The sequence below is a fragment of the Variovorax jilinensis genome, assembly GCF_030316885.1.
Classification (GTDB): domain Bacteria; phylum Pseudomonadota; class Gammaproteobacteria; order Burkholderiales; family Burkholderiaceae_C; genus Variovorax; species Variovorax jilinensis.
This window is the reverse complement of the sequence record NZ_JASZYQ010000002.1, coordinates 856,433-879,261: the sequence shown is the minus strand read 5'-3', so window position 1 is coordinate 879,261 and position 22,829 is coordinate 856,433. Positions and strand designations below refer to the sequence as shown.

The following is a 22,829-nucleotide window of genomic DNA, read 5'->3' as shown; positions in this document are numbered from 1 at the left end:
GGGGCGATTCGCGGCTTTGGCTTACAAGCCCAGCGTGGTCGCGGGAAAGGCCGGCCGCGCGTGGCGCAGGCACTCGTCGATGCGCTCGCGCAGTGCACGCCGCGCATCGGCTGCGCTGCTGCTGACGCCGCGCCCGTGCGCGGGGTCGATGCGATGGACGCTCCAGCCGGGCGTCCAGATCGCGCTCGGCACCGGCGGCAGGCCGGGGCCATTGCAGGCGCGGGCATCGACGATGTGGCTCCACATGCGTCGCCAGTTCACGAAGCGCGCGTGTTCGCGCGCGAAGACGTCGAATCGCTGCGCCAGCAGCACCAGGCTTCGGCCCGAGGCCGACCAGGCCTGCAGCGCGTCGACGACGGCGCGCTCGCCCAGCGGCCAGTCGAGGAAATCGGGATCGGCCAGCACGATCTCGCGCCAGTTGAGACGCGCCGCGGCATCGAGCGCGGTCTGCAGGTGCGCATGGAAGGCGAGGCGGCCCTCGAAGAGGCCCTCGGGCAGCGCCGGCTCCGGCGCAGGAACTTCGTCATTCGGCATGGAGCCACCCCGCTTCGCACCAATCGCCCATGAGCGCCAGCGCGTCATCGCTCGCGCCGGCCAGATCGCGCCGGCCCAGGGCGCGCTGGTCGGCCAGGCGCCGCATCAGCGTCGCGTCGCGGCCCGAGGCACGGAAGCTTTCGCCGTTGATGTAGAGATGGCGCGCGTCGTACAGCATGCGCGTGCGGCGGTCGAGCGCCACCGCATGCCAGTGCTCGGGCGACTCACCCTGCTCGAACCAGACCGTGGGCTTGGGTTCGGTCATCGATTCGCCGAGGGCGCGGTCGATCACGTCGCCATCGCGCAGTGCGGCCTGCACGGCTTCGCGCGCGAAGGCCTGCAGCGCGGCCGGCATCGCCGCGGGCGTGGCGAGCGGCTCCTGCGTGGGATCGCGGTAGTGCACCGCGGCGCGCGCGGGTTCGTCCTGCAGCGCATCGGCGTGCGCCTCGGCGATGCGCGCGAGCAGGTCGGCGCCGAGCGGCGCTGCCGCGGGCGAACGCAGGCCGATCGAACAGGTCATGCAGTCGTCGCCGACCGCCACGCCGTCGTGCGCATAGCGCGGCGGCAGATAGAGCATGTCGCCCGGTTCGAGCACGAAGCTCTGCTCGGCCTCGAAGCGGGACAGGATCTTGAGCGGCACGTCGGGCTGCAGGCCGAGATCGCGCTGGCGGCCGATCGACCAGCGCCGCCGGCCCTGCGCCTGCAGCAGGAAGACGTCGTAGCTGTCGAAGTGCGGACCGACGCCGCCGGTGTCGCTCGCGTAGCTGATCATGAGGTCGTCGAGGCGCGCGTCGGGCACGAAACGGAACTGTTGCAACAGTCGGTGAACCGCCTGATCATGCAGGTCCACGCCCTGCACCAGCAGCGTCCAGCCCGGCTGCTGGCGTCCGGGCAGGGCGCGGCGCGCGAAGGGGCCGTGCTTGAGCGTCCAGCCTGACTTGCCGTGGCGGATCAGGCGCGACTCGACTTCCTCGCGTGCGGCCAGGTCGAACAGCGCGGTGCGCGCCAGTGGCGGCACCATGTCCGGCACGGCCTGGCGCACCAGCAGCGGCTTCTTCTGCCAGTGCCGTCGCATGAACTGGCGGGCGCTCAGGCCGCCGAGAAGAGGCAGGGGGCTATCAATCTCCATGGGAGAATTGTCCAATGGAAATCACTGAACAATGCGTGGTCGGACTGACCTGGACGCTGAAAGATACGCTGGGCGAGGTTCTCGACGTCCTCGACGACCCGGTGGAGTTCCTGGTCGGCGGCGACGACCTGTTCGACGCCATCGAGGCCGCGCTGCGCGGCCACGAGCCCGGAGCCCGGGTCCAGATGCAGCTCGAACCCGAACAGGCCTTCGGCGACTTCAACGACCAGCTGCTGTTTCTCGAGCCGCGCTCGCTGTTCCCGGCCGAGACCGAGGAAGGCATGAGCTTCGACGGTGCGGCGCTCCCCGCCGGCGTGAACCCCGACATGCCGCGCGACGTGCTCTACACCGTGAGCGAGATCTACCCCGAGCACCTGGTGCTCGACGGCAACCATCCGCTGGCCGGCATCGCGATCCGGCTCGACATCACGGTCCGGTCGGTGCGCGAGGCGACCGAGGACGAGATCGGCCGCGGCACGGCGGGCACCGGCTTCTTCAAGGTCCCGACCACCGCGCCGGGCAACGGCACGCTGCACTGAGGCAGGCAGCAGCACGCGCAAAAAAAGCCGGGGCAACCCGGCTTTTTCGTTGCTGTGCGACGCACGCGAAGACTCAGAACCTCGAGATCTGCCCGTTGTCGATGCGCACGCGGTCGCCGACGCGCAGGTCGCCCGGGCTCGGCACGTCGAAGGCGCGGAAGCCGCCGTTGTCGGTCTGGACCGAGACGCGGAAGGTCTCGGACACGCGCGGGGCATTGGTGCGGCCCTCGATGTTGTTGCCGAGCAGCGCGCCGCCGACCACGCCCGCGACGGTGGCCGCGGTGCGTCCGCCGCCCTTGCCGATCTGATTGCCCAGCAGGCCGCCGACCACGCCACCGGCGATGGCGCCGCCGCCCGAGGTGGACGAGCCCTGCGTCTCGCTCCGCAACACCTCGATGTTGGCAACGCGGCCGTATTCGACGTACGGACCCTGCTGCACCTGGGGCGGCGGCGGGTTGTAGGGGTAGCTGGTGGTCTGGTAGATGGGTGCCGGCGCGCAGGCAGTGAGCGTGGCCAGGGCCAGCACGGAGCTGGTGACGGAAACGGCGCGGATCGAGATCTTCATGGTGTTGTGCTCCTCAGGAAAGGTGCGGCCCTTGCGGGCCGACTCAAGTTCAACGCGGCAGGTGTCGACAGGATGACCTGCACGCAGCTTCATCTGTTTGATGCCTTCGAGGGTCTCCGGTTCCTTGCTTCGCATGTGGGCGGACGCTGCAGATGCATGCAGGCGACGGCCGACACCCTGCAACGACGGGCATTCGACGCTCAGTGCTTCCCGGTCGAACCGTAGCCGCCCTCGCCGCGCTCGCTCGGCGGGAACTCAGGGACTACCCGGAACTCCGCCTGCACCACGGGCACGATCACGAGTTGCGCGAGGCGCTCCATGGGTTGCAGCACGAATGCCGTGTCGCTGCGGTTCCAGGCGCTGATCTTGAGCTCGCCCTGGTAGTCGCTGTCGATCAGGCCCACCAGGTTGCCGAGCACGATGCCGTGCTTGTGGCCAAGCCCCGAGCGCGGAAGGATCAGCGCCGCGAAGGCAGGATCGGCCAGATGGATCGCGATGCCGGTGCCGACCAGTTGCCAGCCGTTGGGCTCCAGCGTGATCGGGGCATCGAGGCAGGCCCGGAGGTCGAGACCGGCGCTGCCGGGCGTGGCGTAGGCCGGCAGCTGATCCTGCATGCGGGCATCGAGGATGCGAACGTCGACTTTCAATTCTTGCTACCTGTAGGGGAAATCTTGTTGTTGCGGAACGCCGGCAGCCGGGCAGCGATCTCCGCCACCAGGTCGCGCGCCAGCGTGAGCTTCGGCGCCCGCGGCAGTTCGCGCACGCCGTCGGCGTCGACCAGCAGCAGGCTGTTGTCGTCCTGGCCGAAGGTCAGCGGCCCGATGTTGCCGACCAGAAGTGGAATGCCCTTGCGTTCGCGCTTGGCCTTGGCGTGGGCCGCGAGGTTCTCGCTCTCGGCCGCGAAGCCGACGCAGAACAACTCGCCGCCCCTGGCGCGCGCGCCCTGGGCCACGGCAAGCAGGATGTCGTCGTTCTCGACGAACTCGAGCACCGGCGGCTTGCCGCTGCCGTCCTTCTTGATCTTGTGGTCGCTGTGCGCGGCGGGGCGCCAGTCGGCCACCGCGGCGGTGGCGACAAAGACCGACGCCGACGCAGCGGCCTGCAGCGTGGCCTGGTGCATGTCGCGAGCCGACAGCACGTCGATGCGGCGCACGCCGCGCGGCGTCGGCAGATGCACGGGACCGGCCACCAGCGTGACCTCGGCGCCGGCATCGCGGGCCGCGCGTGCGATCGCGAAGCCCATCTTTCCCGACGAATGATTGGTGATGCCGCGAATCGGGTCGAGCGCCTCGAAGGTCGGTCCGGCCGTCACCACCACCTGCTGCCCGGCCAGCAGCTTGGGCTGGAATTCGGCGATCACTTCCTCGAGCAGCTGTTCGGCCTCGAGCATGCGGCCGTCGCCGGTCTCGCCGCAGGCCTGCCAGCCGTTGCCGACGCCGAGCACGCGCGCGCCGTCGGCATCGACCTGGCGCAGGTTGCGCTGCGTGGCCGGATGGATCCACATCTCGCGATTCATGGCGGGCGCGATCAGCAGCGGCACGCGCTCGGCCGGCCGCGCCAGGCACAGCAGGCTCAGCAGTTCGTCGGAGCGGCCCTGCACCAGTCGGGCAATGAAGTCGGCGCTGGCCGGCGCCAGCAGGATCGCATCGGCCTCGCGGCTCAGGTTGATGTGCGGCATGTTGTTGGGTTCGCGCGCATCCCATTGCGAGCCGTAGACCGGCCGCCCCGACAGCGCCTGCATCGTGACCGGCGTGATGAACTGCGCGGCGGCTTCGGTCATCACGACCTGCACCGTGGCGCCGGCCTTCACGAGCAGCCGGCACAGCTCGGCCGACTTGTAGCAGGCGATGCCTCCCGTGAGCCCGAGGAGGATGTGTTTGCCGGCAAGTTCTTGTTGCATCGCCGGAGTTTAAGGCGACCGGACGCCGGCCCCGGGAAGCTCGACCCCACGCCTCTATAATCCTCATTTCCCACTTCCCGGATCCGAGTCCGGAACTGGCATGACCAAATTCGTCTTCGTCACCGGCGGTGTGGTGTCCTCCCTGGGCAAGGGAATCGCCTCCGCCTCTCTCGCCGCCATCCTTGAATCGCGCGGCCTCCAAGTCACCCTCATCAAGCTGGATCCGTACATCAACGTCGACCCCGGCACGATGTCGCCGTTCCAGCACGGCGAGGTCTTCGTCACCGACGACGGCGCCGAGACCGACCTCGACCTCGGCCACTACGAGCGCTTCATCACGACACGCATGCGTCGTGCCAACAACTTCACGACCGGCCAGATCTACAAGACCGTGCTCGAGAAGGAGCGCCGTGGCGACTACCTCGGCAAGACCGTGCAGGTGATTCCGCACATCACCAACGAGATCCAGGAATACGTCAAGCGCGGCGCCGGCATCGGCACGGCGCACGAGGTCGATGTCGCGATCGTCGAGATCGGCGGCACGGTCGGCGACATCGAATCGCTGCCCTTCCTCGAGGCCGTGCGCCAGATGAGCCTGCGCATGGGCCCGAACAATTCGGCCTTCGTGCACCTGAGCTACGTGCCATGGATCGCCGCAGCCGGCGAACTCAAGACCAAGCCGACCCAGCACACGGCCAAGGAACTGCGTGCCATCGGCATCCAGGCCGACGCGCTGCTGTGCCGCGCCGACCGGCCGATCCCCGACGACGAGCGGGCCAAGATCTCGCTGTTCTCGAACGTGCCCGAATGGGGCGTGATCTCGATGTGGGACGTCGACACCATCTACAAGGTGCCGCGCATGCTGCACGAGCAGGGCCTCGACGGCCTGATCTGCGACAAGCTGCGCATCAACACGCCGCCGGCCAAGCTCAAGCGCTGGGACGACCTGGTCTACGAGGTCGAGCATCCGCAGCGCGAGGTGAACATCGCGATGGTCGGCAAGTACGTCGACCTGTCGGACAGCTACAAGTCGCTCAACGAGGCGCTGCGTCACGCCGGCATGAAGAACCATGCGCGCGTGAAGATCGACTACGTCGATTCCGAGACCATCACGCCGCAGGACGTGGCGCGCCTCGGCAAGTACGACGCCATCCTGGTGCCGGGCGGCTTCGGCCAGCGCGGCGTCGAGGGCAAGATCGCCGCCGCCCGCTTTGCGCGCGAGACCAAGGTGCCCTACCTCGGCATCTGCCTGGGCATGCAGGTCGCGACCATCGAGTACGCACGCAACGTGGCCGGCCTCAAGAACGCCAACAGCACCGAGTTCGATCCCGAGACCCCCACCCCCGTGATCGCGCTGATCACCGAGTGGAAGGACAACGACGGCACGGTCAAGACCCGCGACGAGAAGTCCGACCTCGGCGGCACGATGCGCCTGGGCGCGCAGAGCTCCGACGTCGCACCCGGCACGCTGGCCCACAGCATCTACGGCGACGTGGTCACCGAGCGCCATCGCCATCGCTACGAAGCCAACGTCAACTACCTCGACGAACTGCGCCGCGCCGGCCTGGTCATCTCGGCGCTCACGCAGCGCGAGCACCTGACCGAGATCGTCGAACTGCCCCAGACCGTGCATCCGTGGTTCATCGGCGTGCAGTTCCACCCCGAGTTCAAATCCACGCCATGGAGCGGCCACCCGCTGTTCAACGCCTTCATCAAGGCGGCGCTCGAACACCAGGGCGCCGACAAGAAGGCCCTGAAGGTGGTTGCATGAGCGCCGCCGGACCGCTCCAAGGCGCGAAGGCCCCCTCGGGGGGCAGCGCAGCACACGAAGTGGCAAGCATGGGGGTCGCATGAAGCTCTGCGGATTCGACATCGGGCTTCGGCAGCCCTTCTTCCTGATCGCCGGCCCCTGTGTGGTCGAGTCCGAGCAGTTGCAGATGGACACGGCCGGCACGCTCAAGGAGATCACCGCCTCGCTCGGCATCCCCTTCATCTTCAAGAGCAGCTTCGACAAGGCCAACCGCTCCTCGGGCACGAGCTTCCGCGGGCCGGGCCGCGGCAAGGGCCTCGAGATCCTCGCCAAGGTCAAGCGCGAGCTCGGCCTGCCGGTGCTCACCGATGTCCATACCGAGGACGACATCCTCGAGGCCGCCAAGGTGGTCGACGTGCTGCAGACGCCGGCCTTCCTGTGCCGCCAGACCGACTTCATCCGCGCCGTGGCGCAGTCGGGCAAGCCGGTCAACATCAAGAAGGGCCAGTTCCTCGCGCCGCACGACATGAAGAACGTGATCGACAAGGCGCGCGCGGCCGCCAGGGAAAAGGGTCTGCCCGAAGACAGCTTCATGGCCTGCGAGCGCGGCGCCAGCTTCGGCTACAACAACCTGGTCTCGGACATGCGCTCGCTCGCGATCATGCGCGAGACCGGCGCCCCGGTGGTGTTCGACGCCACCCATTCGGTGCAGTTGCCCGGTGGCCAGGGCACGAGCTCGGGCGGCCAGCGCGAGATGGTGCCGGTGCTGTCGCGCGCCGCGGTCGCGGTGGGCGTGGCGGGTCTCTTCATGGAAACCCATCCGGACCCCGCCAAGGCGCTCAGCGACGGCCCCAATGCCGTGCCGCTCAAGCACATGAAGGCGCTGCTCGAGACGCTGGTCGCCCTCGACCGCGTCACGAAGCAGAACGATTTCCTCGAGGACCTGTTCGTCCAATGAGCAACGCCGCGGTCATGCGCATGACCGTCGTCGAACGAGTTTGATTACCGTCATTGAGAAAGAGAAAAGATGAGTGCAATCGTAGACATCGTCGGGCGTGAAATCCTCGACAGCCGCGGCAACCCCACCGTCGAATGCGACGTGCTGCTCGAGTCGGGCACCATGGGCCGCGCAGCCGTCCCCTCGGGCGCCTCCACCGGCTCGCGCGAAGCGATCGAACTGCGCGACGGCGACAAGGGCCGATACCTCGGCAAGGGCGTGCTCAAGGCGGTCGAGAACATCAACACCGAGATCTCCGAATCGGTGCTGGGCCTCGACGCCAGCGAACAGGCCTTCCTGGACCGCACGCTGCTCGACCTCGACGGCACCGAGAACAAGGCCCGCCTGGGCGCCAACGCCACGCTGGCCGTGTCGATGGCCGTGGCCCGCGCCGCGGCCGAGGAATCCGGCCTGCCGCTGTACCGCTACTTCGGCGGCATGGGCGGCATGCAGCTGCCGGTGCCGATGATGAACGTCATTAACGGCGGCGCGCATGCCAACAACAGCCTGGACCTGCAGGAGTTCATGATCATCCCGGTGGGTGCCAAGACCTTCCGCGAATCGGTGCGCTACGGCGCCGAAGTGTTCCACGCGCTCAAGAAGATCCTCGGCGACCGCGGCATCAGCACGGCGGTCGGCGACGAAGGCGGCTTTGCGCCCAGCGTCGAGAGCCATGAGGCCGCGATCCAGCTGATCCTCGAGGCGATCGACAAGGCCGGCTACGTGGCCGGCGAACAGATCGCGCTGGGCCTGGACTGCGCGGCCAGCGAGTTCTACAAGGACGGCAAGTACGTGCTGGCCGGCGAGAACCTCAGCCTCACGGCCGAGAGCTGGACCGACATGCTCGCGAGCTGGGTCGACAAGTACCCGATCATCAGCATCGAGGACGGCATGCACGAAGGCGACTGGGACGGCTGGAAGCACCTGACCGAGCGGCTCGGCAAGCGCGTGCAGCTGGTCGGCGACGACCTGTTCGTCACCAACACCAAGATCCTCCAGGAAGGCATCGACAAGGGCATCGCCAACTCGATCCTGATCAAGATCAACCAGATCGGCACCCTGACCGAGACCTTCGCCGCGATCGAGATGGCCAAGCGCGCCGGCTACACCGCCGTCATCAGCCACCGCTCGGGCGAGACCGAAGACTCGACCATCGCCGACATCGCGGTCGGCACCAATGCAGGCCAGATCAAGACCGGCTCGCTGTCGCGCTCGGACCGCATCGCCAAGTACAACCAGCTGCTGCGCATCGAGGAAGACCTCGGCGACGTCGCCAGCTACCCGGGTCGCGGCGCCTTCTACAACCTGCGCTAGTCCTCACGCAGATCCGGCGCCATGCGCTCACGCATCGTCCCGATCGTCCTGGTCCTGTTGCTGCTGGTGCTCCAGTGGCAGCTCTGGACCGGGCGCGGGAGCGTGCGCGAGGTGGCGCAGCTGCAGGAGAAGCTGGCGACCCAGAAGGACGCCAATGCCAAGGCCGCGATCGTCAACGAGCGCCTGAGCTCCGAGGTCAACGACCTCAAGGAAGGCCTCGAGATGGTCGAGGAACGTGCCCGCCAGGAACTCGGCATGGTCAAGCCCAACGAAGTGTTCGTGCAGATCACGCGCTGAGGCTCGCCTCATCTTCGGGCCTGCCGTTCGCATGACGCCCTCCCCGCTCCCCGCCACCCGGACGATCGTCCTGCTCGGCGCCGTGCCCGCATCGACCGCCGAACTGGCCGACGCGCTCGCGGTGCGGCTGCCCGGTCATCGCATCGTCGTCGCCGACGAGGCAGCGCTGCCGGCGACGGCATCGAACGGGTCGGCCTTCTTCCTGCTCGTGGCCGTCGATCCAGACGCCTTCGAAGGCGCCGACGCACAGGCATCGTCGCACCGGCAGGCGGCCGATCTCGATCACCGGCTGCGCGCCGCGCTGGCGTCGGCCCGGCTGCCGTTCGCAGTGCTGCACGGCAAGGGGCCCGATCGGCTCGTCCATGCGCTGCGCGCGCTGGGCCTCGACGCCGAAGTGCCGGTCCGGCCTCGCATGGCGGCCCTGCCCGAATGCGAGCGCTGCTCCGAACCCTCCTGCGAACACCGGCTCTTCACCGACCTGCTGCGGCAGCGGGCGGAGCGCACATCGGCTTCACCATGAGCACGGCCAGGGCGCTGCGCATTGCCCTCGCCTGCGCGGCGGCCTGGGTGGGCGCCCTCGACGTCGCAGCCGCGCCGGCAAGCGTGACGCTCGACAACCAGAGCCGCACGACCGCCTGCGCCGAAGAGGACAACGTCTCGATGGCACTGAGCGGCCGCGGCATCGCGCGCTTTCGCGTCGAGGCGCTGCAGCCGCCCTACCTCGCGGCCGTCGCCGCCGACACCACGGCACCCGACTTCTCGAACTGCAACTTCGACGGCGGCGCGCATCCCACCGATCCGAGCCACGCCTTCGTGCCGCGCCGCGTGGTGCTGCACGACGACCGCCGCTGGCTGATAGTCGGCATCACGCTGCCGAGCTTCTGGCGGCCGAACCGCGTGCCGGTCACGCTGGGCACGCGGACCGAGGACGACATCCACCTGCTGCAGGTGTTCGCCCGGCAGCCCGGCGCAAGGAAGCCGCTGGAGGCACTGGTGGTGTATCCGGCCGACGGCTACTGGCGCGCCAAGCCGCTGCCGCTCGCGCGCTTCGGCGACGGCGTGTACGGCTCGTCGTTCCTGCTCGGTCCGGTGGAGCATGCGGGCCGGCCGCTCGTGAACATCGCCGCGATCGAAGTCACGCTCGCGCCGCTGGCCTTCGCGCTGCGCTTCGCCGATGGCGGCACGGCGCAGGTGAAGGTGGTCGAGGTCAGCCGCAAGCGCACCGCGCTCGATGTGACACTGCAGCCGCCTTCGCGGCCCGATCGGCCGTTCGCGGTGCTGCGATCCATGTTCGTGAGCGCGGACAACGCGGATGTCGCCGAAGTGGGATTCCGTGCCGCGCCTTCGGCCGCGAGGCGCACGCTTGCGCTCGACGACGTCACCACGCTCGAGGCCGACGAACTGCGATTCGGCCGTTCGCTGCCTTCACGGCACAACACCAGCGCGCCCGACCTGCACTTCAGCCGCTTTTCGACCGCGGCCCCGTGACCGCCCAGATCGGCACCGGCAGCGCCTTGCCGCGGATCGCGGCATCGCCGAGCGACTCCACCGTCATGCGACCCGCGAGCGCGGCCTCGGTGGCGGCATCGATCAGGATCGTGCGCTGCGCCTCCTTGGTGTGCGATTCGAGCCGCGCCGCGAGATTCACCGTGTCGCCGATGCAGGTGTAGGTGGCCCGCTGCTGGGTGCCGGTGTAGCCGGCCACCATCTCGCCGGTCGCGACCCCCACGCCGATGCGGATCGCCGACTTGCCCACGGCGGCGCGCTCGGCGTTCAGCAGCTCGACCATGTCGACCATCTCGAGCGCCGCACGCACCGCGGAGGCGCCGTGGTCGGCGAGCGGCAGCGGCGCGCCGAAGATGGCCATGAGGCCGTCGCCGATCATCTGGTTGACCACGCCGCCCTCGTTGTTGATGGCCTCGAACATCAACGCGTAGTAGGCGTTCAAAAGCTCGATGGTCTCTTCGGGCGGCTGCGACTCCACCAGGGTGGTGAAGCTGCGGATGTCGCAGAACATCACGGTGCCCTGCACCCGCCGGCCGCCGAGCGCGAAGCCCGACTGCTGCAGGTCCTGTGCGACTTCCGAGGTGGCGAAGCGGCGCACCATCTCCTTTTGCTGGTCGCGCAGCCGCTTCTTCTCGAGGCTGGCACCGATGCGCGCCTTGAGCAGCACCGCGTTGACCGGCTTCTGCAGGTAGTCCTCGGCACCGAGCTCGATGCAGCGCGCGATGTTGGCCACGCCTTCCAGCGACGAGGTCACGATCACCGGCAGGTCGCGCAGCTTGGGGTCGCGCGCGAGTTCCTCCAGCACCTGGAAGCCGTCCATCTCCGGCATCTCCATGTCGAGCAGCATGAGGTCGAAGGCATCCCCGCGCAGCAGCTCGAGGGCAATGCGGCCGTTCTCGGCCGAGCCGACCTCGTGCCCCTGGAGTTCGAGGCTGCGCGTCAGCAGCAGGCGGTTGACCTTGTTGTCGTCCACCACGAGGAGCCGGGCCGAGGCATGGCGCAGATCACTCATGACAGAGCCCGGTGAGCGCGGCAGCGACCTTCTCGTATTCCTGCGCGAGCGCATCGATCGGCGCGGCCGAGGTGGTGGCCGCGAGACCGCCGAGCTCGAGATCGCGCGCCATGGCGCCCAGCTGCAGCGCGCCGAAGGTCAGCCCGTTCGACTTCAGCGAATGCGCGGCACGCCGGAAGTCGTCGGCCTGGCCGGCGGCGAAGGCCTCGCGCAGTTCCCTGAGGATCACGGGCGCCTCTTCGAGGAAGGTCTGCACCAGCTCCTTCACGAAGTCGGTCCCGGCCGTCTCGCGCAGTTCCTCGAAGCTCGCACGGTCAATGGTCGAATCGCTCATTTCATCGGTCCTTTCGTGCGGGCACGTCGTTCAGTGCCTCCACCAGGCGATCGACCCGGATCGGCTTGGTCAGGTAGTCGTCCATGCCGGCCTCGATGCACATCTCGCGATCGCCCTGCATCGCGTTGGCGGTCATCGCGACGATGCGCGGGCGCTGCGGCGCGGGCAGCGCGGCCACGATCTGCCGGGTGGCATCGAGGCCGTCGAGCTCGGGCATCTGGACGTCCATCAGCACCACGTCGTAAGCCTGCCGCTGCACCGACGCCACGGCCTCGACACCGTTGGAGGCGAGGTCGGCGCGATAGCCCATCTGCTGCAGCAGGCGCAGCGCGAGCTTCTGGTTCACCGCGTTGTCCTCGGCCAGCAGGATGCGCAGCGGATGGCGCGCGCCCATCGTCGGATCGATCTGCGGCCTGGGCGCGGGGGCGGCTGTCGCCGGCTTCGAAGCGGCGTCGTGGGAGACCAGGCCGACCAGCGTGTCGAACAAGTTCGATTGCCGGATCGGTTTGGACAGGTGCGCCTTGAACAGCGCCGCGTCGTCGCCGGTCTCGCGCCGGCCCACCGAGCTGAATAGCACCAGCGGCAGCGCGGCATGGCCGGCCGCGACGATGCGGCGCGCAAGCTCGACGCCGTCCATCTCGGGCATGTTCATGTCGAGGATCGCGAGATCGAAGCGCTCGCCCTCGGCCAGCCAGCGCAGCGCCTCGGCCGGCGATTCGGTGGCACGTGATTCCATTCCCCATTTGGCGGTCTGCAGCGCCAGCAGCCGGCGGTTGGTCGCGTTGTCGTCGACGATCAGAATCCGCCGGCCCTGCATCGCGGCCTGCACGCCGACGAGGTCGCGGCGGCGGTTCGGCGGCAGCTGCGCGAGCGGCGCCTCGATCGTGAAGAGGAAGGTCGAGCCGTGGCCGAGACCTTCGCTCTCGGCCCACATGCGTCCGCCCATCAGCCCGGCCAGCCGCTTGCTGATCGCCAGGCCGAGGCCGGTGCCGCCGTACTTGCGCGTAGTGCTCGAGTCGGCCTGCGAGAAGGACTGGAACAGCCGGCCCATGCCCTGCGGCGTAAGGCCGATGCCGGTGTCGCGCACCGCGAAGGTCAGCGCGACCCGGCCGGCACCAGCGGGCTGCGCGGAGACGGTCAGCACCACCTCGCCGCGCTCGGTGAACTTCACGGCATTGCTCAGCAGGTTCAGCAGGATCTGCCGCAGCCGCGCGAGGTCGCCGCTGATCGCGGCCGGCACCTCGCCCTCGAACACATAAGCGGTGTCGAGCGATTTCTCGGTGGCGCGGGCGCCGACCAGGTCGAGCGCCGATTCCACGCAATCGCGCAGGTCGAGCGGATGCGACTCGATGTCCATGCGCCCGGCCTCGATCTTCGAGTAGTCGAGGATGTCGTTGATGATCGACAGCAGCGCATCGCCCGAGTCACGGATGGTCGCCACGTAATCCTGCTGCTCGATATCGAGCGGCGTGTCCAGCAGCAGGCCGCTCATGCCTATCACCGCATTCATCGGCGTGCGGATCTCGTGGCTCATGGTGGCGAGGAAGGCGCTCTTGGCCTCGTTGGCCGACTCGGCCGAGGCGCGCGCCTCCTGGGTCTGCCTGAACAGCGCCGCGTTCTGGATCGCGATCACGGCCTGGTCGGCGAAGGTCTTCAGCAACTTGATCTCGTTGGCATCGAAGCCGCCGGCGCCATCGCGCGTGACGTGGATCGAACCGATGTTCCGGCGTTCCCACATCAGCGGGGCGATCATGATCGCGTAGTTGCCGGTGTGCTTGGCGATCTCGCGCAGGAAATAGGGCAGATCGGGCTCTGCCAGCGCATCGGGCACGTGGATCACGTCGGCCTGCGCGAACTTCGGTCCGAGCCGCGCGCGGTCGATCTGCGGCCGCGGATAGAAGCGCTCGAGCGCCTCGCGCGCCGGGCCGCGATGGGCCGCCAGGTGCACCAGGCCGTCCTCGCGGACCAGCGAGATGCCGAGCTGGTTGCCGGAGAACAGGCGCTGGCAGCTGTCGAGGATCTTGTCGAACACGGGCTGCGCGTCCTCCATCGAACCGCTGATGACCTGCAGCACCTCGGCCGTGGCCGTCTGCTGCTCGAGCGCCTCACGGGTCTCGTTGAAGAGCTGCGCGTTCCGGATCGCGATGACGGCCTGCCCCGCAAAGGTCTTGAGCAGCGCACGCTCGCGCGGCCGGAAGGGGCCGACCTCGCTGCGCTGCATGCTCAGCACGCCGATGCCTCGTCCTTCCCAGATCAGCGGCGCCGCCAGGCTGGCGAAACTGCTGCCCAGCAACTGGGCATTGCGCCGCAGGGTCGGCGGCGCGGCGGGATCGGCCAGCACGTCGGGATATTCCATCAGCTCGCCGGTGCGAAAAGATCTTTCGACCGGGGTGCCGGCCAGCGGCACCGGCTCGCGGGCCGTCATCAGCGGCGCGAGCTCCTCGGCGCGTTGCCAACCGACCTCCGCGCGGCCGCTGGACGACAGCATCCAGCGCGTGAGCGCCAGCCGCCCCTGCTCGTCGACCATCAGCAATCCGACCGAGGTGACGTCGAACAGGTGGTCGCAGCATTCGAGTATCTTGTCGAATACCGGCCCTGGATCGGCCACCGAGCTGCCGATCACCTGCAGCACCTCGGCCGCCGCGGTCTGGTGCGCGAGCGCCTCGCGGGTCTCGTCGAAGAGATGGGCGTTGTGCAAGGCGACCGTGGCGTGGTGCGAGAGCCCGACCAGGAACTCGAGCTCGCGCGCCTCGAAGGGCTGGCCGCCCTGACGCCAGACTGCCATGGCGCCGCGCACCTCGTTGCCGGCCATCAGGGGCACCAGCATCAGGCGCTCGTCGCCCTCGGCGTCGTTGATCAGCGCTGGTTTCCCGCCTTCGAGCAGCCGCCCGATGACGCCGACGCCGCTTTGCACCAGGCTGCACCTCATCGCATCGGCAGCGTCGCCGACGGCCACCAGCGCGCGAAAGCTCTTGCCGCCGGGCTCGGGTCGGAAGATGGCGCTGGTGCCGGCCTCCAGCAGATCACGCGCATGGCGCGCGATGCGGTCCAGCACGGTCGGCATGTCGAGCGAGCCCGACAGGTCGCGGCCCACTTCCGACAGCGCGGCCGATTCGCGCGCACGGCGCTGGGTCTCGTCGAACAGGCGTGCGTTCTCGAGCGCCAGTCCCATGCTCGCAGCGACGGTCTGGATCAGGCCGATCTCGTGGGCGCCGAAGGCGTATTCGCGCTCGTGGTCCTGCAGGCCGATGACGCCCAGCACGCGGCGGCTGCCGATGATCGGCACCGCGACGATCGAATGCGCCCAGTCGGTGCCGGGCGCCGGTCGCAGGCCGGCACGGGTCTGCTCCTCGCGCGTGTTGGCGAGGCCGATCTCGCGCGTGCGCAGGATGTTCTCCACCGGTCCCTCGATGCCGCGCGGGCGCGCCGGCGGCAGCGGCAGCGGCCGGTCGTGCTCGTAGCGGTAGAGCGCCTGCAGCCTGTCGGTCTTGTCGTCCCACCACACGATGCTGACGTTGCCCGAGTGCAGGACCTCGCGCAGCTTGTCGCCCGCCAGCTTGACCACCGCCTGGAAGCCGAGGCCGGCCGCCATGCCCTGCTGGATGCTTTGGATGATGGTGAGCTCATGCGCGCGCCGGGCCAGTTCGCGCTCGAGTGCTTCGGGCGTGCGCCGGGCATGCGCCATCTCCGCTGCCCGATCGGCGAACTGCGCGAGCAGGCGTCGCTCGGGCGCCTCGAAGCGACCGTGCCGGCCTTCGACGTCGGCGTAGAGAAAGCCGAGCACACGGCCCCCGGCGATCAGCGGCGCCACGATGCAGGAGCGCTGCGACTTCGCATCGACACCTTCGGGTCCATGGCGCAGGCGGGCACGCCGGGTTCGCCGCGCTTCGGCCAGCCAGGGCGTGATGGCCGTCAGCAACTCGGCGGCCGCTTCGCCGGCCGGCAGTGCCTGCGCTGCGACGCGCATGTGCTCGGTGGCGGCATCGAGCAGCACCAGCAGCACGCGCCGGGCGCCCGAGAGTTCGACCACTTCGTCGACCAGCAGCGCGAACGGATCGCGCGATGGCGGCGACACGCGCGATGCCTGCTTCAACGACCGTCGGGACCGGGACTCTGCCATGGGGGCTGCTCGCCTATTCTGACCAGCGAAAGGGACGCCCCGCAGGGCGAGTTCGGCATCGAGTCTAGCGGCGGCGGCGGCCGACTGCCGCAGCGGCGCTACTGGACCACCGCGCTGCCGGGCATCTGGTCGCCGGGCGGCCTGAAGATCTGCGCCGCATCGACCGCGTCGAAGCGGTACTGCTTGCCGCAGAAGTCGCAGCCGACCTCGATGTCGCCGCGTTCGGCAAGGATGCTCTCGGCCTCTTCGGGGCCGAGGCCGCGGATCATGGCCGCCACCCTCTCGCGCCCGCAGGTGCAGGCAAAGTGCGGGCCGAGCAGGCCGGCCTGGGGCTCGAAGCGCAGCAGCTTCTCTTCCCAGAACAGGCGCCGCAGGATGGTGTCGACGTCGAGCGTGAGCAGTTCGTCGCGGGTCAGGCTCGAGGCCAGGATCGAGATCCGGTTGTAGTCCTCGTTGCGGCCGATCTGGTCCTCGCCCGCCGGCTCGCGGTCGCTGCCCGAGCTGCCCTCGAGGTTGCCCTCTCCCTTGACCGGCAGCCGCTGGATCAGCAGGCCCGCCGCCACCTTGTCATCGGCCGCGAGCACCAGCGTGGTGTCGAGCTGTTCGCTTTGCAGCATGTAGTGCTGCAGCACGTCGCTGAGCTTCTCGAGCTTCTCGCCACGGTCGCCGAACAGCGGCACCACGCCTTGATAGGGCGTGCTGCCCGGCAGCTTGTCCTTGGGGTCGAGCGTGATCGCGCAGCGGCCCTTGTTGCCGACGTTGACCATCTCGGGCAGCGTGGCGCCGGCGGGCAGCTCGCCCACCACCTTGGCGGTCGCGCGCAGGCTCAGGTCGGGCTTGGTCTCGGCAACCGCGATCTTGACCGGGCCGTCACCAAAGATCTGCAGGATCACCGCGCCGTTGAACTTGATGTTGGCCTGCATCAGCGTGGCGGCGGCCGTCATTTCGCCCAGCAGCTCGGCCACCGGCGCCGGGTAGGCGCCAGTGGCGGTGTTGGAGGCGCGCCGGGCCAGGATTTCCTGCCAGGAATCCGTCAGGCGCACGATCATGCCGCGCACCGGCACGCCGTCGAACAGGAACTTGTGCAACTCGCTCAAAGGGAACTCGCTCTCTCGGGTTTCTTTCGCCCTCTCAGGCAATCTTCTTCAGGCCCTTCGCATAGCGACGGGCGTTCTCGACGTAGTGCTCGGCGCTCAGCCGCAGCTTGGCGGCATCCTCGTCGTCGAGCGTGCGCACCACCTTGGCCGGCGAGCCGAAGATGAGCGAGTTGTCGGGAAACACCTTGCCCTCGGTCACGACACTGCCGGCGCCAACGATCGAGTTGCGGCCGATCCTGGCGTTATTCAAGACCACCGCCTGGATGCCGATCAGCGAGTTGTCGCCGATGGTGCAGCCGTGCAGCATCACCTGGTGGCCCACCGTGACGTTCTCGCCGATGGTCAGCGGGCAGCCGTGGTCGGCATGCAGCACCGAAAGATCCTGCACGTTGCTGTTGCGGCCGACGGTCATCACCTCGGTATCGCCGCGCAGCACGGCGCCGAACCAGATGCTGGCGTTCTCGGCCAGCACCACGCTGCCGATGACTTGCGCACTGTCTGCCACCCAGGCGCCGGCGGCCAGTTGCGGCGCCACGCCGTCGAGTTCATAGAGGGCCATCGCGAGTGTCTCCAAGGGTCGAAAAACTAGAATTGTAGGGATGCATCCCCGACTTGGCGCCCTCGCCGCCCTGCGCCTGACAGACCCCGCCCGCAAGGTGGAGGCGACGCGCGCGGTCTTCGCGGCCCCGCCCCGCGGTCCGCTCGACATGCAGCCGCTGCGTACGCCGGGTGACGAGGCCGGCGTGCCCGGCCGCCCCGAACGGCCGCTGCAGGTTTCGGCCACCGATGTCGGCAAGCGCTCGCCCTTCACGGCGGAAGGCCGCGCCGCACTGATCCATTCGATCTGCCACATCGAGTTCAACGCCATCAACCTTGCGCTCGACGCCGCCTGGCGCTTCGACGGCATGCCCGAGGCCTACTACCGCGACTGGCTGCGCGTGGCCGACGAGGAGGCCCTGCACTTCACGCTGCTGCATGCGCACCTGCAGTCGATGGGCCACGCCTACGGCGACTTCACGGGCCACGACGGGCTCTGGCGCATGTGCGAGAAGACGCGGGACGACGTGGTCGGTCGCATGGCGCTGGTGCCGCGCACGCTCGAGGCCCGCGGGCTGGACGCCACGCCGCTGATCCAGGCCAAGCTGCGTCGCGTGGCTACGCCCGATGCGCTCGCAGCCTGCGCGATCCTCGACATCATCCTGCGCGACGAGGTCGGCCATGTCGCGATCGGCAACCGCTGGTACCGCTGGCTGTGCGAGCGCGACGGTCTCGATCCGCTGGCCCACTACCGGGTGCTTTACCGGCGCCACGAGGCGCCGCAGCTGCGCGCGCCGTTCAACCTGGAAGCGCGCGCACTGGCCGGCTTCACGGCCGAGGAACTGGACGAGCTGTCGCCGGGCCGCCCCTGAACCCTCGCTCAGCCCGGCCGCTTCATCACCACCAGCCGGGGCGTGAAGCGCTGCAGCACCTCACCGTGCTGGTTCAGCGTCTCGCATCGCATCTGGACCATGCCGCGATCGGGCTTCGAGCGCGACGGCACCACCTCCACCACCTCGCTCTCGACATGCAGCACGTCGCCCGGCCGCGTCGGCCTGGGCCACTGGAGTTCGCCCCCCGAGCCGATGATGCCGTCGGCCAGCGGAATGCCGCTCGTGACCAGCAGGCGCATCGTGATCGCGGCCGTGTGCCAGCCGCTGGCCGCCAGGCCCTGGAAGAAGGTCGCTTTCGCGGCCTCGGCGTCGGTGTGGAAGGGCTGGGGATCGAAGCGGCTCGCGAACTCGATGATCTGCGCCGCGTCGAGTGCATGGTCGGCGCTCGTGAAGCGGTCGCCGGGCTTGAGGTCGTCGAGGTACAGCTTCGGCGGCGCGGCATCGGATGCGGTCATGGGGCTCTCCTGTCTCGAGGATCGGCGATTGTCTCCGGGCCGCCTCAGGCGCGCTCGAGCACCGTGGCGATGCCCTGCCCGCCACCGATGCACTGCGTGGCGAGTGCATAGCGGCCGCTCGCGCGCGCCAGCAGCGCCGCCGCCTTGCCCGTGATGCGCGCACCGGTGGCGCCGAGCGGATGGCCGATCGCGAGCCCGCCGCCGTCGAGGTTGACCTTGGCCGGATCGAGGCCGAGATCGCGGATGCAGGCCAGCGCCTGCGACGAGAAGGCCTCGTTGATCTCGATCACGTCGAGGTCGCCCACCGTGAGACCGGCGCGGGCGAGCGCACGGCGCGTGGCCGGAATCGGCCCGATGCCCATCACGGCCGGATCGACGCCGACCGAGGCGAAGGCGCGGATGCGCGCGAGCGGCTCGAGGCCGTGGGCCGCGGCGAAGGCATCGCTGGTCACGAGCACTGCGGCGGCGCCGTCGGTCAGCGGCGACGAGGTGCCCGCCGTGACCACGCCGTCGGGCCTGAAGGCCGGGCGCAGCGCGGCCAGGGCCTCGGCCGTGGTCGCGGGCCGGATGCAGCCGTCGGCCGCGACGCTGTCGCCGCTGGGCAGCGTGATGGCGACGATCTCTCCTGCGAGTCGTCCCTGCTCGCGCGCTTCGGCCGCCTTGCGGTGCGAATCCACGGCCAGCGCCTCCTGGTCGGCACGGCTCACGTGCCAGCGCTCGGCGACGTTCTCGGCGGTCTCTCCCATCGAGATGTAGGCATCGGAATTCGCGAGCAATTCGGGGCTCGGCGAGAAGTTGAAGCCGCCCTGCGGCACCATCGTCATCGACTCCACGCCCACGCACAGGAAGGCGTCGCCCATGCCGGCCTCGATCTGCGCCGCCGCGATGTGCACCGCCTGCATCGAGGAGCCGCAGAAGCGGTTGACCGTCATGCCGGCCACTTCGTGCGGCAGGCCGGCCAGCAGGCCGACGATGCGCGCGAGGTTGTTGCCCTGCGAGGATTCGGGATAGGCGCAGCCGAGGATCACGTCCTCGAGCAGCGCGGGGTCGAGGTCGGTCCGCGCCAGCAGGCCACGGACCACCTGCGCGGCCAGCGTGTCGGGGCGAACCTCGGCAAGGGCACCCTTGCGGGCGAAATGAAACGGGGAACGGGCGTAGCCGGCGATGACTGCTTTCATTGAATATCTCCAGTTAACTACCTACCAATCGGTAGTCCAATCGGCCAAAAAAAGGCACGAAGTATCGTGCCGCGAGATGCGCTGCCGCTCAGCGTGCGAGCGACGGCTTCAACTGTTCGATCGTTTCGTCGAAATCCTCCACCCGTCCGGTCATGCGGGCCGAGAGCAACGCACCCTGGCAGACCGCGAACACGTAGCCGGCCGCTGCCGCCGGTTGCCGCGGCGCCAGCCCGCCGAGCACGCCGCTGAGCCAGAGCACCTGCGTCTGCCGCAGCTCGCGCACCGCCAGCTTGAGCTGTTCGTCGATGCAGTCCCAGCCCGGCGCCAGCGCCCCGGCCGGACAGATGCCGGCGCCGGCATGCAGGCCATTGCGGTACATGCGGAAATAGGCCTCGAGCGCGGCCTCGGGCGTTCGGGTCTTCGCGCCGGTCCAGCCCTTGAAGGCCTGGGTGGCCGCGCGCATCACCTCGATGCCGAGCGCTTCCTTGGTGGCGAAGTGGTGATAGAGGCTCGCCTTGCGGATGCCCACCTGATCGGCCACGTCCTGGAAGCTGAAGCCCAGATAGGAACGGGTCTGGATCAGTCCCTGCGCGACCTGCAGGATCTGCTCGCGCGTGGTGGCGGCGGTCAGGGTGTTGGCAGCGATCATCTACCTACTATAAGGTAGGCAATCTGAAAGATCAAGCGCCCTTCATTCGGCCTTGATGCCGGCTGACCTGACCACCCGGCCGTTGTTCTCGTACTCGGTCCGTATCTCGGCCGCGAAGCTGTCGATCGAGCCGCCCGTCGGCACGTTGTCGGTGGCCAGCAGACGGGCCCGCAGGTCGGGGCTCGCGAGCGCCTTGTTGATCTCGACGTTGTACTTCTCGATCAGGATCGCGGGCGTGCCGGCCGGCGCGAAGACGCCGAACTGCGACGACAGGTTGGCCGCCGCGAAGCCCAGCTCGGCCAGCGTCGGCACGCGGGGCAGATTCTCGAGCCGCGCCGGCGCACCGACCGCGAGCGGCCGCAGCTTGCCGGCCTGGATCTGGGCCGAGATGCTGGGCCCGGCATTGGTCGACAGCACCTCGAACTGGCCGCCGATGGCGTCGTTCAGCTGCTGGCCGCCGCCCTTGTACGGAATGTGCGTGATGTCGACCTTGGCGGCGCCGCGCAACTGCTCGAGCACGATATGGCCCAGCGAGGCCTGCCCCGATGTGGCCCAGCGCACCGCCCCGGGCCGGGCGCGCGCATCGTCGAGCAGGCTTTGCAGGTCGCGCGTGCCGGTGGCGGAGGTCGCCATCAGCAGCACCGGCGAATACATGACGCTCGCCACCGGCGCGACGTCCTTGAGCGGATCGAATGGCAAGCGCCCCAGGTGCGGACTGAGCACCAGCGGGCTGATGGCCGAGAAGCCCAGCGTGGCGCCGTCGGGCGCTGCCTTGGCGACCGCGTCCATGCCGATGGTGCCGCTCGCGCCGGCCCGGTTCTCCACCACCAGCGTGCTGCCGAGCTGGGCCGCGAGCTTGTCGGCCAGCGCCCGCGCCACCACGTCGCTGACACCGCCCGACGGGTAGGCGACCACGAGGCGGATGGTCTTGGGCACGACCTGTGCCTGGGCCGCGGCATTGAGGAAAAGGAGGCCGAGCGCGGCCAGCAGGCTGCGCGGACGAACGGACGAAGACATCGATGGAAACTCCGGGATGGATGGTTCTACCCGCGCGGATGGTGCCTGGCGTGCATCTGCTTGAGGCGTTCGCGCGCCACGTGGGTGTAGATGGTGGTGGTGGAGATGTCGGCGTGGCCCAGCAGCAGCTGCACCGCGCGCAGGTCGACACCATGATTGAGCAGGTGGGTGGCGAAGGCATGGCGCAGCGTGTGCGGCGACAGCGGCACGTGGATGCCGGCCGCCTGCGCGGTCTTCTTCACGATGATCCAGAACATCACGCGCGTCATCCCGGCGCCGCGCGCGGTGACGAACAGGTCGGGCGTCTGCTGGCCGTCGAGGATCAGCGGCCGCGCGTCCTCCAGGTAGCGCTCGATCCAGCGCCGCGCCTCGCCGCCGAACGGCACGAGGCGCTCCTTGCTGCCCTTGCCGAGCACCCGCACCACACCGTCGTTGAGGCTGGTGTCGAACACCTTGAGCGCCACGAGCTCGCTCACGCGCAAGCCGCTCGCATACATGAGCTCGAGCATCGCCCGGTCGCGCAGCCCGAGCGGCGTGTCGACGTCGGGCGCGGCCAGCAGGTCGTCGACCTGCTGCTCCGACAGCGTCTTGATGGCACGCGGCATCTGCCGCGCCGGCGCCAGCCGGAGGCTCGGATCGGCGGCGATGCGATGCTCGCGCAGCGCCCAGCGGAAATAGCGCTTGAAGACCGTGAGCCGGCGATTGGCCGAGGTCGCCTTGCCCTTGTCGGACAGCCGCGCGCCCATGTAGGCCTGCAGGTCGCTCTCCAGCGCGCCATTCAGCGGCGTGCCGCGCTTCGCGTGCAGCCACTGGGCGAACAGGGAGAGATCGCGCCGATAGGCGGCCAGCGTGTTCTTCGACAGCCCGTCCTCGAGCCACAGCGCATCGACGAAATCGTCGATCTCGGGGGTTTCGATCGGGGATTCCGCGGCCTCTGTCATCCGGCGCAAAGATAGCAAAAAGAAAGCCGCTCCGGAGAGCGGCCTTGCGATGGCGCGCGAACGCC

23 protein-coding genes are annotated in these 22,829 nt (G+C 69.0%); 8 read left to right on the top strand and 15 right to left on the bottom strand.

All coding sequences use genetic code 11. From position 1 onward, the window contains the following. Window positions 1-21: 21 nt before the first annotated feature. Together QTH87_RS11295 and QTH87_RS11290 are read right to left on the bottom strand one after the other, a co-directional pair. A complete protein-coding gene (locus QTH87_RS11295) occupies window positions 22-534 on the bottom strand; it encodes a hypothetical protein (protein WP_286609001.1) in 513 nt (170 codons plus the stop codon). Beyond that, on the bottom strand, window positions 524-1,663 hold the full coding sequence (locus QTH87_RS11290; RefSeq protein ID WP_286609000.1) for a JmjC domain-containing protein: 1,140 nt from the start codon (window positions 1,661-1,663) through the stop codon (window positions 524-526). Before QTH87_RS11290 ends, QTH87_RS11295 begins: the two co-directional genes overlap by 11 nt. A 14-nt stretch (window positions 1,664-1,677) precedes the next feature. Between QTH87_RS11290 and QTH87_RS11285 the strand changes: the two genes are divergently transcribed. Next, window positions 1,678-2,202 (top strand): FKBP-type peptidyl-prolyl cis-trans isomerase, encoded by a 525-nt coding sequence (locus QTH87_RS11285; protein WP_286608999.1) that lies wholly within the window; start codon window positions 1,678-1,680, stop codon window positions 2,200-2,202. Window positions 2,203-2,275: 73 nt separating this feature from the next. Here QTH87_RS11285 and QTH87_RS11280 read toward each other — a convergent pair whose 3' ends face one another. From QTH87_RS11280 to coaBC, 3 genes are all read right to left on the bottom strand, one after another. Then, on the bottom strand, window positions 2,276-2,767 hold the full coding sequence (locus QTH87_RS11280; protein ID WP_286608998.1) for a glycine zipper 2TM domain-containing protein: 492 nt from the start codon (window positions 2,765-2,767) through the stop codon (window positions 2,276-2,278). A gap of 200 nt (window positions 2,768-2,967) precedes the next feature. Next, window positions 2,968-3,414, bottom strand: a complete 447-nt coding sequence (gene dut / locus QTH87_RS11275; protein ID WP_286608997.1) for a dUTP diphosphatase — start codon at window positions 3,412-3,414, stop codon at window positions 2,968-2,970. Further along, the gene (gene coaBC / locus QTH87_RS11270) at window positions 3,411-4,667 is read right to left on the bottom strand and encodes a bifunctional phosphopantothenoylcysteine decarboxylase/phosphopantothenate--cysteine ligase CoaBC (protein WP_286608996.1); all 1,257 of its coding nucleotides are present in this window, start codon (window positions 4,665-4,667) and stop codon (window positions 3,411-3,413) included. The genes dut and coaBC overlap by 4 nt, the downstream gene beginning before the upstream one ends. A 100-nt stretch (window positions 4,668-4,767) precedes the next feature. On the opposite strand from coaBC, the gene pyrG reads away from it, so the two are divergent. The 6 genes from pyrG (at window position 4,768) to QTH87_RS11240 (ending at window position 10,513) form a co-directional block, all read left to right on the top strand. Then, window positions 4,768-6,438, top strand: a complete 1,671-nt coding sequence (pyrG, locus tag QTH87_RS11265; RefSeq protein ID WP_286608995.1) for a CTP synthase — start codon at window positions 4,768-4,770, stop codon at window positions 6,436-6,438. A gap of 79 nt (window positions 6,439-6,517) precedes the next feature. Further along, on the top strand, window positions 6,518-7,375 hold the full coding sequence (gene kdsA / locus QTH87_RS11260) for a 3-deoxy-8-phosphooctulonate synthase (protein WP_286608994.1): 858 nt from the start codon (window positions 6,518-6,520) through the stop codon (window positions 7,373-7,375). A 69-nt stretch (window positions 7,376-7,444) separates the two neighbouring features. Next, window positions 7,445-8,728, top strand: a complete 1,284-nt coding sequence (gene eno / locus QTH87_RS11255; RefSeq protein ID WP_286608993.1) for a phosphopyruvate hydratase — start codon at window positions 7,445-7,447, stop codon at window positions 8,726-8,728. Between the two features lie 21 nt (window positions 8,729-8,749). Then, complete coding sequence (gene ftsB, locus QTH87_RS11250; RefSeq protein WP_286608992.1) at window positions 8,750-9,025, top strand: cell division protein FtsB; 276 nt, start codon at window positions 8,750-8,752, stop codon at window positions 9,023-9,025. 31 nt (window positions 9,026-9,056) lie between these two features. Next, window positions 9,057-9,545, top strand: a complete 489-nt coding sequence (locus tag QTH87_RS11245) for a hypothetical protein (RefSeq protein WP_286608991.1) — start codon at window positions 9,057-9,059, stop codon at window positions 9,543-9,545. Further along, window positions 9,542-10,513, top strand: a complete 972-nt coding sequence (locus tag QTH87_RS11240) for a hypothetical protein (RefSeq protein ID WP_286608990.1) — start codon at window positions 9,542-9,544, stop codon at window positions 10,511-10,513. Before QTH87_RS11245 ends, QTH87_RS11240 begins: the two co-directional genes overlap by 4 nt. Here the strand turns inward: QTH87_RS11240 and QTH87_RS11235 are convergent. The 5 genes from QTH87_RS11235 to QTH87_RS11215 form a co-directional block, all read right to left on the bottom strand. Beyond that, on the bottom strand, window positions 10,485-11,543 hold the full coding sequence (locus QTH87_RS11235) for an adenylate/guanylate cyclase domain-containing protein (protein ID WP_286608989.1): 1,059 nt from the start codon (window positions 11,541-11,543) through the stop codon (window positions 10,485-10,487). The two genes, QTH87_RS11240 and QTH87_RS11235, sit on opposite strands and share 29 nt — an antisense overlap. After that, a complete protein-coding gene (locus QTH87_RS11230) occupies window positions 11,536-11,877 on the bottom strand; it encodes an Hpt domain-containing protein (RefSeq protein ID WP_286608988.1) in 342 nt (113 codons plus the stop codon). Before QTH87_RS11230 ends, QTH87_RS11235 begins: the two co-directional genes overlap by 8 nt. Window position 11,878: 1 nt before the next feature. Next, window positions 11,879-15,952 (bottom strand): GAF domain-containing protein, encoded by a 4,074-nt coding sequence (locus QTH87_RS11225; RefSeq protein WP_286608987.1) that lies wholly within the window; start codon window positions 15,950-15,952, stop codon window positions 11,879-11,881. Between the two features lie 143 nt (window positions 15,953-16,095). Next, window positions 16,096-17,094, bottom strand: coding sequence for an Hsp33 family molecular chaperone HslO (gene hslO, locus QTH87_RS11220; protein WP_286608986.1), 999 nt, complete (start codon window positions 17,092-17,094; stop codon window positions 16,096-16,098). A gap of 34 nt (window positions 17,095-17,128) precedes the next feature. Continuing rightward, window positions 17,129-17,653: a gamma carbonic anhydrase family protein gene (locus QTH87_RS11215; RefSeq protein ID WP_286608985.1), complete on the bottom strand. Its 525-nt coding sequence runs from the start codon at window positions 17,651-17,653 to the stop codon at window positions 17,129-17,131. Window positions 17,654-17,693: 40 nt separating this feature from the next. Between QTH87_RS11215 and QTH87_RS11210 the strand changes: the two genes are divergently transcribed. Continuing rightward, window positions 17,694-18,503, top strand: a complete 810-nt coding sequence (locus tag QTH87_RS11210; RefSeq protein ID WP_286608984.1) for a ferritin-like domain-containing protein — start codon at window positions 17,694-17,696, stop codon at window positions 18,501-18,503. 8 nt (window positions 18,504-18,511) lie between these two features. Here QTH87_RS11210 and QTH87_RS11205 read toward each other — a convergent pair whose 3' ends face one another. The 5 genes from QTH87_RS11205 to xerD all read right to left on the bottom strand — a co-directional run bounded on the left by QTH87_RS11205 (window position 18,512) and on the right by xerD (window position 22,764). Beyond that, on the bottom strand, window positions 18,512-18,979 hold the full coding sequence (locus tag QTH87_RS11205) for a MaoC family dehydratase (protein ID WP_286608983.1): 468 nt from the start codon (window positions 18,977-18,979) through the stop codon (window positions 18,512-18,514). 44 nt (window positions 18,980-19,023) lie between these two features. Next, entirely contained in the window at window positions 19,024-20,157 is a 1,134-nt protein-coding gene (locus QTH87_RS11200; RefSeq protein ID WP_286608982.1) for a thiolase family protein, read from the bottom strand. An 88-nt stretch (window positions 20,158-20,245) separates the two neighbouring features. Then, window positions 20,246-20,806, bottom strand: a complete 561-nt coding sequence (locus QTH87_RS11195; protein WP_286608981.1) for a TetR/AcrR family transcriptional regulator — start codon at window positions 20,804-20,806, stop codon at window positions 20,246-20,248. Window positions 20,807-20,848: 42 nt separating this feature from the next. Further along, the gene (locus QTH87_RS11190; RefSeq protein ID WP_286608979.1) at window positions 20,849-21,823 is read right to left on the bottom strand and encodes a Bug family tripartite tricarboxylate transporter substrate binding protein; all 975 of its coding nucleotides are present in this window, start codon (window positions 21,821-21,823) and stop codon (window positions 20,849-20,851) included. Between the two features lie 26 nt (window positions 21,824-21,849). After that, window positions 21,850-22,764, bottom strand: a complete 915-nt coding sequence (gene xerD, locus QTH87_RS11185) for a site-specific tyrosine recombinase XerD (RefSeq protein WP_286608978.1) — start codon at window positions 22,762-22,764, stop codon at window positions 21,850-21,852. Window positions 22,765-22,829: the final 65 nt, after the last annotated feature.